The sequence below is a fragment of the Veillonella parvula genome (assembly GCF_002005185.1).
GTDB classification, from domain to species: domain Bacteria; phylum Bacillota; class Negativicutes; order Veillonellales; family Veillonellaceae; genus Veillonella; species Veillonella parvula_M.
The window spans coordinates 2004192-2019306 of sequence record NZ_CP019721.1 but is presented as its reverse complement, the minus strand read 5'-3'; the positions used below and the strand labels follow the sequence as shown (position 1 = coordinate 2019306).

Below are 15115 nucleotides of genomic sequence, written 5' to 3'. Positions count from 1 at the left end.
CATGATACAGTCAGATAAAAAGTTAATTATCATCGTTGTCATTGGTTGTATCCTAATGGCATTGCTCGGCTTTGCGTGGAAGCAACGGACTAGTATTCCCTTTGTTACGGTTACCCTTGAAGGAATTACAACGCCTTTCTCTTATGGGTCAGCTCGTTTATTAGAGGGCGTCCAAACTAGCTTTACAGTACTTAATAATGCTATTTTCTCTACTATCGAACGTGAAGAGGAAGCATCTCGTAAAGCTACATTGGAACAAAAGGTAGTTAACTACGATGAAGTAGTAGCAGAGAATATTCGCCTTCGTCAGCTTTTAAACTATAAGAGTAGCCATCCAGAATTCTCCATGACCCTAGCAGGTATCATTACAAAGGATTACGGTACTTGGACAAATACTTTCACCATTGATAAAGGGAGTGAAGAAGGTATGGCAGTTAATATGGCTGTTGTTGTACCTAGTGGTGTCGTTGGTTTTATTACAGATGTATATCCGCATTCTGCTCGCGTTCAAACCATTCTTGATCCGCGTAGCGCAATAGGTATCCTTGTACAACGACCTGAATCTCGTTTGTCTGGCGTTGTAAAAGGTAATGGCAATACACCTCGTACACCATCTATGGTAAATATTGCTCGCGATGGTGATGTATTGGTAGGTGATAAGTTGATTACCTCTGGATATGGAGGCATTTATCCGAAAGGTCTACCTGTTGGCAACGTGCAATCTATCGAAAATGATTCGGAAGGATTTGTTAAAAATGCGGTAGTCACACCGAGTGTAGATTTTCATCGTTTAGAAGAAGTTTTTGTGCTTACCTCGTCTTCTCTAAGTGCACCACAAAAACCAGAACTTGAACCTAAACTTGTGCCTCAAACACAACGAGATCAAGTAGAGGGTGCAAAGGGGGCCGTTAAACAATGATGCGTCTAGCTTTAGTTCTCTCTGGATTTTTAATATATTTTATACAAGCGCAATTATTGCCTACTATTTTTCATACAAATTGGTTACCAAACTTAATTTTGACGATAATTGTTATGATTACTTTATTTAAAGGTCGTCGTATGGGGCTGATATCCGCTGTTGTTGGGGGTATCGTACATGATGTATTGATATCTAACTTTTTTGGGCTCCATCTATTCCCTTACGTAATTGTGGTATACCTACTATCTGCCGTAAAGCATCGTATCTATGAAGAACGCTGGTATTGGTCTAGCGGTATAGTAGCTATTTGTACGCTACTAGATGGCGTTATTCGTAGCTTTATGATATTAGCTAGTGGTGGCGATTTGCACTTTGGACTATACTTGTGGCATATGGTATTACCCGTGATGTTCTGGAATGGCTTGTTAGGCGCTATTGTGCATGGTTTGTTATGGCGTAAAGATGATGAACAACAAGGTTATATTTGGTAAGGATTAAGGGGGTGAAAGAGTGCTTGAAGGCCTCTATAAACGAAGAAAAACGAATCGCTTTGATGTACTCTTTTACATTGTAGCCGGCATATTTATAGTCTTGGCATTACGCCTGATGTCGTTGCAAATCTTGTCTGGTGGTTATTACCAAGCTAAGGCAGAAGGCAACCGTTTGCGCATGGTATCCATGACAGCTGCTCGTGGTATTATGTACGATCGAAATGGTCAGATCTTAGTAGGTTCTAGACCGGCATACACTATCTCCATTTTGCCTACGGGGAAGGCTCTAGACGAAGGTGAAGTTGCTAAGTTGGCAACTTTGCTGAAAATTAAACCAGAAGATATTACAAAAAAGGTAAATGATCATAAATATGGTTATGAGCCAATTCGTATTGCTAATGATATTTCTATGGATGTAGTTACAAGCATCGAAGAGCATCGTCATGAATTACCAGGTGTTACCATAGATGTAGAACCACTTCGCTATTATCCATATGAAACGATGGCTTCTCAGCTCTTTGGTTATGTGGGTGAAGTGAGCGAAGAAGAATTAGAAGAGCTAAAACAGCAAGATCCAAATACCCTTATTAGTGGTGGTACTATTTTAGGCCGTTCTGGTCTTGAAAAACTATATGATTCCATCTTGCGTGGTACTGATGGTGGTAAACAGGTAGAGGTTGATGCTACAGGCCGACCGGTTGCGGAGGTAGATAGAAAGCATACAGTGCCTGGATCTAATATCCATTTGACAATAGATGCAAATCTACAAAAGGCTGCTGAAGAAGCTGTTAAGAACCAATTAGAACAGTTGCGTGCCCAAGGCATTCCAGCTCAAGGAGCTGCTGTAGTAGCAATGGATCCAAATACGGGTGCCATTTTGGCCATGGTCAGCGCCCCTGAGTTTAATCCTAACTGGTTTGCGAAAGGGATTACAACGGCACAGTGGAATCAATTGAATAACGATAAGAATCATCCATTTGATAATAAGGTTATTTCTGGTGAATATCCACCAGGTTCTCCGTTCAAGATTATTACAGGTACGGCGGCTTTAGACCTGAAAAAGGTTACCCCTGAAGAAATGATTTTTGATAGTGGTAAACATTGGCTTATCGATAAACGAAATGCAGAAGGTGAAGCATTAGGGTGGCTTAACTTTAATAAAGCTCTTGCAAAATCAGATAATGTTTACTTCTATGAAATGGGCAATCGCGTTGGCATAGAAGGACTTGTAAAATATGCTGGCTACTTTGGTATTGGCGAAAAGACAGGCATCAATCTTGTTGGTGAGGCCTCTGGTAATATGGCAAGTCCTGCTTATAAACGCAAAGTGTATGATGAAGATTGGTATTTAGGTGAAACCTTTGATGCGGCCATAGGTCAGTCTTTTACCTTGGTGACGCCATTACAAATGGCTGTTATGCTCAGTGAAGTAGCAAATGGTGGCATTAAATACCGCCCATATGTGGTGAGCCGTATTGATAATAAGGATGGCACGCCAAAAGAAATCTTTGGCCCAGACAAGCTCGGTATTTTACCTGTACCAAAAAATATTATGGATCTTGTTCGCGAAGGCTTGCGTGACGTTACTAATGAAGGTGGTACAGCAGGGGAGTTGTTTAAAGGATTCCCTATTGATGTAGCTGGTAAAACGGGTACTTCAGAGAATGCACATGGCAGAGATCACGGCTGGTTTGTAGCCTATGCACCATATGATAAGCCACAAATTGTAGTGGTTGCACTTGTTGAGCAAGGTAGCTTTGGTGCTGGGTCGGCAGGGCCTATCGTACGAGATATATTGGCTGCGTACTTCAATGTACCAGTGAATAAGAAATCTAATGATACAAATAGTAAGAGCAATAAGGAAACTGCTACGGGGACAAGTATTAATAAAGGGCAAAAACCTCAGAATGCGGTAACTAGTGGACAACCAAGAAAGGATTAGTATGGGCGAGATAATCGGCGTTGTATCCGGTAAGGGGGGCGTAGGTAAGACTACGATTACCGCTTGCTTGGGTTCAGCCTTAAGCAATGCAGGGCATCACGTATTGCTCTGTGATGGAGATTTTGGATTGCGCGATTTAGACCTTGTGTTAGGAGTGGCAAATGAAATTATTTACGACGCATTAGATGCGAGCGAAGATAAAGACTATATGGATGATGCCATCGTATCAATTGCTGAAAACTTAGATTTTCTACCAGCTAGCCAAAGTGCTCGTTGGGAAGATATAGGTCGTAAAAAATATAAAAAATTAGTTCGTCGCCTCTCTGAGACATATGACTATATTTTAATTGATGCTCCTGCTGGTATCGGTAAGGGCATAGAGTCTATTTTAGAATTAGTAAATCGCTGCATCGTGGTGACGCATCCTTTATGGGTGTCCTTACGTAATGGGGCGCGCATGATTCAAGTATGTCAAGAACATAATATTCGTGATTATGCTATTGCTTTTAATGCAGTACCTATCAATGGAGAGAATATCAATTTATATGATATGTTAGAAGTCCTTCGCGCTGAATATGTAGGGGCTATAATCCCTTATGATGAGGATATTTTGACCTATACACAAGATGGTCGTTTGTTAGAATTTGTTTCTAGCGAACTAAAAGCTATGTTAGCACCTCTTGTTGATTATGTAACTACCGGTGAGTGTTGGGAAGACTACGATGTACAAAAGCACTTCGATGCTTATGTAACTAAGAAAAAAACATCGAAGGAGCAAGATAGTACACCAAGTCTTGCAACAGTAGGTGAGTCTATTTTTGAGGATTCTAACAATGTTCATTACATTAATCGTGGCGGTTGGACCACGCAACGCTTATTGGTGCAAGGGAAACAAAGCTTGTGGCGCCGTAGCAAGTTGAAATAGGTGATATGATGTGGCGTAAAATATGGACAGATAGCGATTGGACTATCATCATATGTACTATATTACTTGTCGGAATTGGTCTTACAGCTATTGGTAGTGCTACCCATGTGAATCACGAGGCTATTGGTTTTGGTAGTCTAGTGATAAAACAACTCGTATTCTTTTTAGCAAATATAGCTGTCGTTATAGGTATGCAATTTCTAGATTATCATCGCCTTAAAGGGTGGGGGAATATGATTTATGTGATTACCATGCTTATGTTAATCGCAGTCATGGTAGTTGGTACCTCCGCACTAGGTGCACAGCGTTGGATTCAATTGGGGCCAATTACTATTCAGCCTTCAGAGTTTTCTAAACTATTGATGATTATCTGTATGGCTAAAATGCTAGAACCGCACATTGGCAAGTTAGATACCTTTAAATCTCTATTAATGCCAGTGTTATATGTAGGGATTCCTATCCTACTCGTATTTTTACAACCTGACTTGGGGACATCCCTGGTATATATTGCTATATTTGTAGGGATGCTCTTTATATCTGGTATCAAAACAAAGCTTATAAAAATCATTGCGAGTGTGGCTTTATTCTTGATGCCTTTGGGTTGGTTTGTGCTAAAAGAATATCAAAAACAACGTATTCTAGTATTTTTAAATCCAGATATTGATCCTTTCGGTTCTGGCTATCATATCATTCAGTCTAAGATTGCTATCGGGTCGGGTATGATTTTTGGTAAAGGTATCTTTAATGGCACTCAAAGTCAGTTGAACTTTTTACCAGAAAATCATACGGACTTTATCTTCTCTGTAATTGGCGAAGAATTTGGTTTTGTGGGATGCATTGTAGTATTGCTATTATTGTTTATGCTTATTTATCGCAGTATTCAAATAGCATATACCTGCAATGATAATTTTGGTATGTTATTAGCAACGGGTATCGGTACGATGTTTGCCTTCGAGGTGCTCGTAAACGTAGGCATGACGATTGGTATCATGCCTGTAACGGGGATACCATTGCCATTCCTTAGCTATGGCGTTAGTGCGCTAACAACTAATATGCTGAGCATTGGTATTTTATTAAATATCGCTAGACAGCGGACAAAATATATATTTTAATATCCTTTCATAGGATTGATTGTGAAAGAAGTCTTTCATTAAAGACGGAGGATGTATGATTCAATTAGATACGTCATGGTTACAACATGTCCAAAAGCCAGCTCGTTATACGGGCGGCGAATACAATAGTATCGTGAAAGATCACAGTACTGTTGATGTAACTATGGCTTTAGGTTTTCCCGATGTGTACGAAGTGGCCATGAGTCATTTGGGCATCAAGATTTTGTATGGTCTCGTAAACCGTCGTGAAGATGCGGTAGCAGAGCGTGTATTTGCACCGTGGCATGATATGGAAGAGGAGATGCGGAAGCGTAATATTCCATTATTTTCCTTAGAAACACGTACGCCTATTAAAGACTTTGATGTGTTAGCATTTACGCTTCAATATGAAATGAGCTTTACAAATATCTTGAATATGCTCGACTTAGCAGGTATTCCAATGTATGCTAAGGACCGCGATATGGACTTCCCATTGCTCGTATGCGGCGGCCCTTGTGCGTATAACGTAGAGCCTATTGCAGATTTCTTTGATATCGTATCCCTCGGGGAATCTGAAGAGTGGGGTGATGAGTTTATCGACCTATTCAAAGCAGAAAAAGCGAAAGGCTTCCCAGGTGGTAAAGAAGGCTTCTTGCGCAAAGTAGCTCAAATTCCTGGTACCTATTGTCCAGCTTTATACGATGTTGAATATACAGAACAAGGCGATTTTAAATCGATTATGCCGCGTTTTGAAGACGTACCAGCAGCCGTTGAGAAACGTATTATAGAGGATGTAGAGAATGTATTCTATCCAACAAAGCCTGTTGTACCATTCCTTGATATAGTGCATGATCGTGCTGTATTGGAGCTATTCCGTGGTTGTACTCGTGGTTGTCGTTTCTGTCAGGCTGGTATGTTATATCGTCCTGTCCGTGAAAAGACACCAGAACGTTTGTTGCAAATTGCTAAAGATACGATTGCCAATACTGGGTACAATGAAATATCCTTGATGAGTTTAAGCTCTGCAGACTACTCCAAATTACCTGAGCTTGTAGATATGCTCATGGAAGAGTTTAAAGATAAACAAGTTAGTGTTAGCTTACCGTCCTTGCGTATCGACAGCTTCTCTATTGATATTGCGAAAAAGGTACAGCAAGTGCGCAAGAGCGGGCTTACCTTTGCTCCTGAAGCAGGTACGCAACGAATGCGTGACGTTATCAATAAAGGCGTTAGTGAAGAAGACTTATTGGCGGCCTGTACTAATGCTTTCAAATCTGGCTGGAATACAGTTAAATTATACTTTATGATGGGCCTTCCTACAGAAACAGACGAAGATTTGGCTGGTATTGCGGATCTTGCTTACAAGGTGCTCGATTTACACCGTGAAATTACAGGGAAACGAAATGGTTCTGTAACGGTGAGCGTATCCTTTTTCGTACCAAAAACACATTCTCCATATCAATGGTATGGTCAACAAGATGTGGAGGAAATTCATCGCAAACAACGTTACTTGAAGTCTCTTATCAATAATCGTAACATTTCCTACCACTACCATGATGGTTATACTGGTTACATGGAAGCCGCTTTTGCTCGTGGGGACCGCAGATTGTCTAAAGTTCTCGTAGAGGCTTGGAAGGCAGGTTGTAAATTCGATGGTTGGACCGAGTTCTTTAACTATGAAACTTGGTTGAAAGCATTTGCTGACTGCGGATTGGATCCTGCATACTATGCACGTCGCACCCGTGATTTTGATGAGCCTTTGCCTTGGGATCATTTAGATTGCACTGTAAGTAAAGCTTTCTTAAAACGCGAGTGGGAGCAAGCGGTAGCAGCTAATCTTACAGGCGATTGTCGTCGAGCTCCATGTAAGGGCTGTAATGTATGTCCAGAGCTCAATACAGCTATTATTGACTATAAGGAGGGTGGCAGAGTTGAAAAAGTTACGTTTGGCCTTAAATAAGGGCGAAGAATTACGATTCCTGTCACACCTTGATTATGCTCAAGCTGTAGAGCGGATGATACGTCGAGCAGAAATTAAAATGGCGTATTCTGAAGGGTTTAACCCTCACATGAAAATTAGCTTCTCCTCTGCACTCGCCTTAGGCGTAACCGCAGCGGCTGAATATATCGATATGGATGTGCTTGAAGAGGACAGTTTAGAGTCCATTATGGACCGTTTAAACCGTGTAGCGCCTTCTGGTCTTGAGGTTCTAGATGGTAAAGAAATGCCTGAAAAGGTGAAAAAGATGATGGCCATCTGTAACTTTGCTATCTATGAGGTAACAGGCCCTGTGACAGATGAAAATGCTGATTGGGCTGCGTTACTCAAACCTTTTAATGAAGCAATGGAAATTTCTTATGAAAAGGTAACACCTAAGAAAACTCGTACCATTGATGTAAAAGAGTTTGTAAAAGAACCGATCGTAGCCTCTGTTAAAGAGGGTATGGTGACCCTTACAATGGGCATCGGCATTTATCCGCAAGGTACTATTAAACCTAGCGAAGTGTGGAATTTAGGCAAGGATCAATATAATTGGCCTATTACTTCTGGCTACGAAATTCATCGTAAAGCAATTATGGTAGAAAACGAAAAAGGCCTCTATACGCCTTTAGAGATTAATTACTAATTAATTTAGATGACAAAGAAGGGAGGGATAGGATGCATAAAATTTTGGTCAATGTTATGCGTGAAGAAATTCGTATGGCTGTTATCGACGAAGAAGGCCAGCTAGTGGACTTTGTCTTGGAGCGTACTGATGAGTCTCATATGGCAAATCATATGTACAAAGGCACAGTAAAGAACGTATTAAATGGTATGCAAGCGGCCTTTGTTGATATTGGGGGCTCTCAAAATGCGTACTTGAACCTACAACAAGGGAAGGAACAGAAAATTTTGCCACGCCTATCTGTGGGGCAACAAATTCTCGTTCAAGTAGTGAAAGAAGAAATGCTCGGTAAAGGTGCCCGCGTGACTGCAGACGTCAGTTTGGCTGGTCGTTTTATGGTACTATTACCATATTCTGAAGGCATGCATATTTCCAAGAAAATTACAGACGAAACCATGCGCAGTAAACTACAAGAATTGGCAACCCCTTATGTACAAGAAGGTTGCGGTTTTATCATTCGCACTGCAGCAGCTAAGGCCAGTGCCGATGAAATCGGTCGCGATATGGAGTATCTGTGGCGGACCTGGCAACATGTGTTGAAGCGTTTTAAGGTTGCTAAGAGTGGTACTGACCTTTATAGTGATGCGGATTTTTGGTTCCGCCTTGTTCGGGACTATGCGCATCGCAATGTAGAGGAAATCATCGTTGATTCCGATATGGGTGAAGGTCGATTGATGGATCTTTTAGGTCATGGACCTACGTCGCAACAAATTAAAGTAACACGTCATCGCGATAGTACACCTATCTTTAAGGCAAACCACATTGAACCGCAATTAGAAGATCTTATCTCTCGCGATATTAATCTTCCTTCTGGTGGTTCAATCCGTATCGATCATACTGAAGCTCTTACCGTGTTTGATGTAAACTCTGCTCACTATACTGGTAAGTCTAATAAGCTGGAAGATTTAGCTTTCACAGTCAATAAAGAGGCGGCAAAAGAAATCTGTCGTCAATTGCGTTTGCGCGATATTGGCGGTATCATTGTGGTCGATTTCATCGATATGAAAGATAAAGAGCATCAACAAGAATTGTTAAAATTGTTGGGGGTACAAGCTAAGTTAGATAAAATGAAAACTGTTGTATGCGGCATTAGTTCGCTTGGCCTCGTAGAGATGACCAGAAAGCGAGCTCGCCAAGGCTTGCAAACCTTGATGTTTGATACATGCCCTCAATGCGGTGGTACGGGCTATATGTTGTCAGGCCGCACCGTGTATATGCAGATTGTGCGTCGTATCCGCGAGTTATTTAAGTCGGGACGTATTAAAACGAATCTAGAAATCGAAGTTCATCCAGAGGTAGCTCAATATTTAACAAAGGCTGTTCTCGTGGATTTGGGTGAGTCTATAGGGCGCAAGATTTCTATTGTGGTAAATCCACAAATTAGCCGTGAAGGGTATTCCCTGATGGCTGTCACTGAATAATATGTAGTTTGTTTATAGAGGAGTACCGTGTCTGTATTTGAAATTATATTAATTAGTATAGGCCTAGCGAGGGATGCCTTTGGTGTATCTATCGGTAAGGGGCTGACAATGCCTGTAGGTGAGAATGGTCGTAAGGTAACCTTGGCATTTCTTTTTGGTTTGTTCCAGTTTCTTATGCCTCTTATTGGTTGGCTCATCGGTCGTCAATTTATCGATGTGATTGCTGATTGGGACCACTGGATTATCTTTGGACTTCTTGGCTATTTAGGTATCGCTATGATCAGAGAGGGACTTAGTGATGATGATGAAGAGGACGATGATAAGCAATTCTTGGGTGTTTGGGAAATGATGATGCTCTCCGTAGCGACTAGCCTTGATGCGATGGCTGTAGGGTTGACCTTTGCATTCTTACCTATCAATGTATGGGAAGCATCTACGATGATTGGTGTTATTACCTTTGGTATATCTTTAGTGGGTGTTTACTTAGGTAAATTTATGGGCCGATTTGTTGGAAAATATGCAGATATAGTAGGTGGAGGTGTATTGATCCTCATTGGTACAAAGATACTTTTACAACATCTTGGGATTATTGGAGAATTTTAAAGTTCTGTGTATATATAAGTGTTAAAAACTAGGCGAGTTCTGTCGTTTTTTGTTTGACATGATAATGTAAATAGTATATACTATATCAGTATTAGTTCGGTTTTCTGAACTTTGCAATCCGCGTGAAGCAGGTTTAAACGCCCGACCGAAGTTCGGGTCGGGATACCGAATTCAGCGAGTTCGATAACAAGGAGGTGTTCTCATGTACGCAATTATTAAAACTGGTGGTAAACAATATCGCGTTGCTGAAGGCGATGTAATTACTATCGAAAAATTGGAAGCAGCTGCTGACGAGTCCGTTACATTCGAAGAAGTTTTGACTGTAGTGAATGACGGCGACGTTAAAGTTGGCGCTCCTCTTGTAAACGGTGCAAAAGTTACAGGTACAGTTCTTGAGCATGGTAAAGGTAAAAAAATCTTAGTATTCAAATACAAAGCTAAATCCAACTACCGTCGTCGTCAAGGCCATCGTCAACCGTTCACAAAAGTTCGTATTGAATCTATCCAAGCTTAATTATGGTTTCCATTGGAATCCAGCGGAATAGTGATGGTCAAGTAGTTGGTTGTCATATGTCCGGTCATGCAGGATATGATGAACATGGCTTCGATATCGTATGTGCCGCAGTGTCTGCCTTATCGGCAACGGCAATGTTAGGACTCACCCAAATTGCTCGACAAGAAGGGGAGTATACGAATAGCGAAGGTCAATGTGATATAGTTCTCTCTGGTACGATTAATCAGAGTGGACAGGATATTCTGGGGACTATGCTTCTTGGTTTGGAGGAAATTAGCCGTCAATATCCAGAGTTTGTCCAAATTCACGAAATATAGGAGGTGAACTTAATGTTTACTTTTGATTTGCAATTGTTCGCACATAAAAAAGGTGTGTCCAGTACTCGTAACGGTCGTGACAGTGAATCTAAACGTCTTGGTGTTAAATGCCATGATGGTTCCATCGTAAAGAGCGGTAACATCATCGTTCGTCAACGTGGTACTCACTTCCACCCTGGTACTAACGTAGGTATCGGTAAAGATGACACTTTATTCGCACTTGTGCCTGGTAAAGTAGCATTTGAACGTGCTGGTCGTTATAACCGTAAAGTTAGCGTATACCCTGTAGAAGCTTAATTTTACAAGACTATTAATCCCTAGTGGTTTCCACTAGGGATTTTTTATTGTTTACAGGTGATCGTAATTGAATGAATAAACCATATACATTTTAGTCATATTCGATATAGATAATCGATATAGATTAGAAACTCCCATGATATAAAGGTTGCTTCCTCTTATGAGGTGGCAACCTTTTTGCATGTATCAAATTCCTGTGCTTTTTAGTAGGAATAGTGGTATACTATGTACAGTATCAGTGAAATACCAGAAGACTGGTTGTCATATACTTTCATAAACCTAAAGAGGGGTGGCATTGCCACTAGAAAGATTTGAGGTAAGTACTATGTATGATGTAAAATCTCCAAAGGCGGAGGAATTTATTTCCCATCAGGAAATCCTTGACACACTTGCCTATGCAGAGGAAAACAAGGAAAATCGGGAGTTGTTAGATGCTATTTTAGCGAAAGCTGCTACTTTTAAGGGATTAAACCACCGAGAAGCAGCAGTTCTCTTAGAATGTCCGTTACCTGAATATAAGGAAAAGCTTTTTGCTTTAGCAAAGGAAATCAAGAAGGCTATCTACGGCGATCGTATTGTTCTATTTGCACCGTTATACTTGTCTAACTATTGTATCAATGGATGTGTGTATTGTCCGTACCACTCCAAAAACCGCGATATTAAACGTAAAAAATTAACGCAAGACCAAATCAGAGAAGAGGTTATTGCGTTAGAAGCGATGGGCCATAAGCGTATTGTAATTGAGTCTGGTGAAGATCCTCTTAATAATCCACTGGAATATATTTTGGAATCCATCAAGACGATTTACAGTATCAAAAATAAAAATGGTGAAATCCGCCGTGTAAACGTAAATATTGCAGCTTGTTCCGTTGAGGACTACAAAAAATTACATGAAGCTGGTATTGGCACGTATACATTATTCCAAGAAACATATAATAAAGAAAACTATGAAGCCTTACATCCTACAGGCCCTAAGAGCGACTACGCCTACCATACAGAGGCGATGGACCGCGCTATGCAAGGTGGTATTGATGATGTAGGCATCGGAGTTCTTTATGGTTTGGAACATTATAAATACGATTTCGTTGGTTTGTTGATGCACGCAGAACATTTAGAGGCTGTGTATGGGGTAGGTCCACATACTATTTCTGTACCTCGTATTTGTCCAGCGGATGATATCGATGTAGATGATTTCAGTAATGCTGTACCTGATGATGTATTTGAAAAAATTGTTGCTCTTATCCGCGTCTCCACACCGTATACAGGTATGATTATGTCCACTCGTGAAAGTCAATCCATGCGTGAACGTGGCTTGGCATTAGGTATCTCCCAAATTAGTGGTGGATCTCGTACTAGTGTAGGTGGTTACAAAGAAGAAGAAAAGCCAGAAGATAATACGGCACAATTCGATCGTAGTGATACGCGTACATTAGATGAAATCGTTAACTGGTTGCTAGACCTTGGGTATGTTCCAAGCTTCTGTACTGCTTGTTATCGTGCAGGTAGAACTGGGGATCGATTTATGGCTCTTGCAAAATCCGGTCAAATTCACAACTGTTGTCAACCAAATGCGTTGATGACATTGAACGAATATATCATGGATTACGGCAATGATGAAACTAAGGCTCATGGTTCTAAGGTTATTGAACAACAGTTAGAAAATATCAAAAATGATTTAGTTAAAGATAAAGCTAAAGCTTATATTGCACAGATGAAAGACGGCGAACGGGACTTCCGGTTCTAAGGAATTCACTGATATGGAGCCTCCTATTGATAATAGGAGGCTCTTTCTTGTTGAGAAAATAGCAAGCTTTAAATGAGAATAAAATATATAAAATAGTTTATTTTATTTGCATTTTAAGGTATAATAAATAAAAATGATAATGATAATACGTTGAATTCAAGAATAATATTGATTATAAACTACTGAGGGATATGATGATTAAGAAAAAACGTTGGCGCCTTTGTAAAGGTGATCAAGAGAAAGAGAATATCTTAATCCGTGAACTTGGTGTAAACCCTATTGTGGCTAAATTAATGGTGAATCGTCACATTGATGTAGACGAAGGTCGTCAGTTTTTACAAGGTACTTTGTCAGATTTGTTAGATCCATTTACATTAAAAGATATGGATGTGGCTGTTTCACTAGTTCTGGAAACAATTGAAAGTCACAAACCAATCGTCATTTATGGTGATTATGATGTAGATGGTATTACTGCAACATCAGTACTTTATCGATTTTTAAAGAAATTAGGTGCCGATGTTACCTATTACATACCAGAACGTCAAAGTGAAGGGTATGGCCTCAATTTAGAGGCTTTAGAGCACCTTATTGAACGGGGAACGGCTTTAGTCATTACTGTAGACTGCGGCATTAGTTCTTACGATATTGTAGAGGCTGTACGAGACCGCATCGATATGATTATTACGGATCACCATACGGCTCCTGATATGATTCCACGAGCCAAGGCCGTTATAAATCATAAGCAAAAGGACTGTCCATATAAGGATAAAAACTTATCTGGAGTAGGTGTTGCTTTTAAGTTATGCCAAGCCTTGTGGCTTACAAAGCACGGAGAATGGTACTTAGATGATTTAGATATCGTTGCACTTGGCACTGTGGCAGATGTAGTGCCTTTGGTCGGTGAGAACCGTATCATTGTAAAATCAGGCCTTGAGAAGATGAATAGGGAACCTAACTTGGGGATTAAAAAGCTTATTGATGTAGCTGGGCTTCATGAACGAACTATTACATCTGGACATATTGGTTTTACCTTAGCACCTCGTCTTAATGCAGCGGGTCGCGTAACGCATGCAACGCGTGCAGTTGAATTACTTGTGACCGATGACGAGGATATAGTAGAGGCAATTGCGGAGGAACTAAATGAAACGAACCGTGAACGACAAGAGTTAGAACGAAATATTCATGAGTTGGCTCGTGTTGATGTAGCTAATCAAGGACATAAAGCTGATTATGTAACTATTGTGGCCGGCGAAGAGTGGCATCCAGGAGTCATTGGTATTGTTGCTTCTCGTCTAGTAGAGGAGTTTTACAAGCCAACCTTAGTCATCAGTATTCATGATGGCGTTGGTAAAGGCTCGTGCCGTAGTATAGATGGCTTTAACATATATGATGCATTAAAATCTTGTGAGGATATCTTGCTACAGTTTGGCGGGCATGCTGCGGCAGCAGGCTTTAGCATCGATGCAAATCGTATTGATGAGTTACGAGAACGGTTAACCAAGTATTGCAAAGCAGTTATTACAGATGAGGAATATATTCCTGTGGTTGCTATTGATGCGGAACTACCTGTTGATGATATCGATGTCGATATCATTGACCGCGTATCAGACCTTGAACCTTATGGAATGGCCAATAGCACGCCAGTCTTTGCTATTATGGAAGCTACCGTGCAAGATATTATGCTCATGGGCCAATTAAAAAATCATTGTAAGATAATATTTGAAACTTCGAATGGTACATTAGATGCTATAGCTTGGAATCGTCCAGACTTATTTAAATTTATCTTTGTGGGAACTGTGGTAAAAGTGGCATTTTCTTTGCAAAAGAATGAATGGCAAGGCATGGTTTCTCCGCAACTCATGATTCAAGCTATTGAACCATTGACTGAAGAGCCGATTAAGCTTTCTACAGAAGGGCTTAGACAAATGTATGTCATAATAAAACAGTCCATGCGAGGTCGTAGTCAATCGGTTTATAATGTAGAACAAGATATATTGCGCCGTAAGCCGGCAGATCAGAATAATCGCAGTGCTCTAACATCTATTGATGTATTTAAAGAATTGGGCATTGTTGAAGAATATACAAGTGATGATGGTCAATTAATGCTTAGATGGAACGCCATTGAAGGAAAATTAGATCTTGTCACATCCGTAACATTCCTTACTTATAGTGTATAGGAGGTGAC

14 protein-coding genes are annotated in these 15115 nt (G+C 40.5%); all 14 read left to right on the top strand.

The window, feature by feature from the left end:
• Nucleotide 1: 1 nt before the first annotated feature.
• On the top strand, nucleotides 2-919 hold the full coding sequence (gene mreC, locus B1A77_RS09365) for a rod shape-determining protein MreC (protein WP_004698531.1): 918 nt from the start codon (nucleotides 2-4) through the stop codon (nucleotides 917-919).
• Nucleotides 916-1410 carry a rod shape-determining protein MreD gene (gene mreD, locus B1A77_RS09360; RefSeq protein WP_008714280.1) on the top strand — a complete coding sequence of 165 codons (495 nt, stop codon included), beginning with the start codon at nucleotides 916-918 and terminating at the stop codon, nucleotides 1408-1410. The genes mreC and mreD overlap by 4 nt, the downstream gene beginning before the upstream one ends.
• Before the next feature lie 19 nt (nucleotides 1411-1429).
• Nucleotides 1430-3352: a penicillin-binding protein 2 gene (mrdA, locus tag B1A77_RS09355; protein WP_008714278.1), complete on the top strand. Its 1923-nt coding sequence runs from the start codon at nucleotides 1430-1432 to the stop codon at nucleotides 3350-3352.
• A 1-nt stretch (nucleotide 3353) separates the two neighbouring features.
• Nucleotides 3354-4277: a P-loop NTPase gene (locus tag B1A77_RS09350; protein WP_077708576.1), complete on the top strand. Its 924-nt coding sequence runs from the start codon at nucleotides 3354-3356 to the stop codon at nucleotides 4275-4277.
• An 8-nt stretch (nucleotides 4278-4285) separates the two neighbouring features.
• Nucleotides 4286-5389: a rod shape-determining protein RodA gene (gene rodA, locus B1A77_RS09345; RefSeq protein WP_077708575.1), complete on the top strand. Its 1104-nt coding sequence runs from the start codon at nucleotides 4286-4288 to the stop codon at nucleotides 5387-5389.
• A gap of 55 nt (nucleotides 5390-5444) precedes the next feature.
• Nucleotides 5445-7328, top strand: coding sequence for a TIGR03960 family B12-binding radical SAM protein (locus tag B1A77_RS09340; protein WP_077708574.1), 1884 nt, complete (start codon nucleotides 5445-5447; stop codon nucleotides 7326-7328).
• Complete coding sequence (locus B1A77_RS09335) at nucleotides 7300-7995, top strand: TIGR03936 family radical SAM-associated protein (protein ID WP_077708573.1); 696 nt, start codon at nucleotides 7300-7302, stop codon at nucleotides 7993-7995. The genes B1A77_RS09340 and B1A77_RS09335 overlap by 29 nt, the downstream gene beginning before the upstream one ends.
• 32 nt (nucleotides 7996-8027) lie before the next feature.
• The gene (locus tag B1A77_RS09330) at nucleotides 8028-9455 is read left to right on the top strand and encodes an Rne/Rng family ribonuclease (protein ID WP_077708572.1); all 1428 of its coding nucleotides are present in this window, start codon (nucleotides 8028-8030) and stop codon (nucleotides 9453-9455) included.
• 27 nt (nucleotides 9456-9482) lie between these two features.
• On the top strand, nucleotides 9483-10058 hold the full coding sequence (locus B1A77_RS09325) for a manganese efflux pump MntP (RefSeq protein WP_077708571.1): 576 nt from the start codon (nucleotides 9483-9485) through the stop codon (nucleotides 10056-10058).
• 202 nt (nucleotides 10059-10260) lie between these two features.
• On the top strand, nucleotides 10261-10572 hold the full coding sequence (gene rplU / locus B1A77_RS09320) for a 50S ribosomal protein L21 (RefSeq protein WP_004696434.1): 312 nt from the start codon (nucleotides 10261-10263) through the stop codon (nucleotides 10570-10572).
• Between the two features lie 2 nt (nucleotides 10573-10574).
• The gene (locus B1A77_RS09315; protein ID WP_008601403.1) at nucleotides 10575-10889 is read left to right on the top strand and encodes a ribosomal-processing cysteine protease Prp; all 315 of its coding nucleotides are present in this window, start codon (nucleotides 10575-10577) and stop codon (nucleotides 10887-10889) included.
• 12 nt (nucleotides 10890-10901) lie between these two features.
• Nucleotides 10902-11186 (top strand): 50S ribosomal protein L27, encoded by a 285-nt coding sequence (rpmA, locus tag B1A77_RS09310; protein ID WP_004696430.1) that lies wholly within the window; start codon nucleotides 10902-10904, stop codon nucleotides 11184-11186.
• A gap of 325 nt (nucleotides 11187-11511) precedes the next feature.
• On the top strand, nucleotides 11512-12930 hold the full coding sequence (gene hydG / locus B1A77_RS09305; protein WP_077708570.1) for a [FeFe] hydrogenase H-cluster radical SAM maturase HydG: 1419 nt from the start codon (nucleotides 11512-11514) through the stop codon (nucleotides 12928-12930).
• Nucleotides 12931-13124: 194 nt separating this feature from the next.
• Nucleotides 13125-15107, top strand: a complete 1983-nt coding sequence (gene recJ / locus B1A77_RS09300; RefSeq protein ID WP_077708569.1) for a single-stranded-DNA-specific exonuclease RecJ — start codon at nucleotides 13125-13127, stop codon at nucleotides 15105-15107.
• Nucleotides 15108-15115 lie beyond the last annotated feature (8 nt).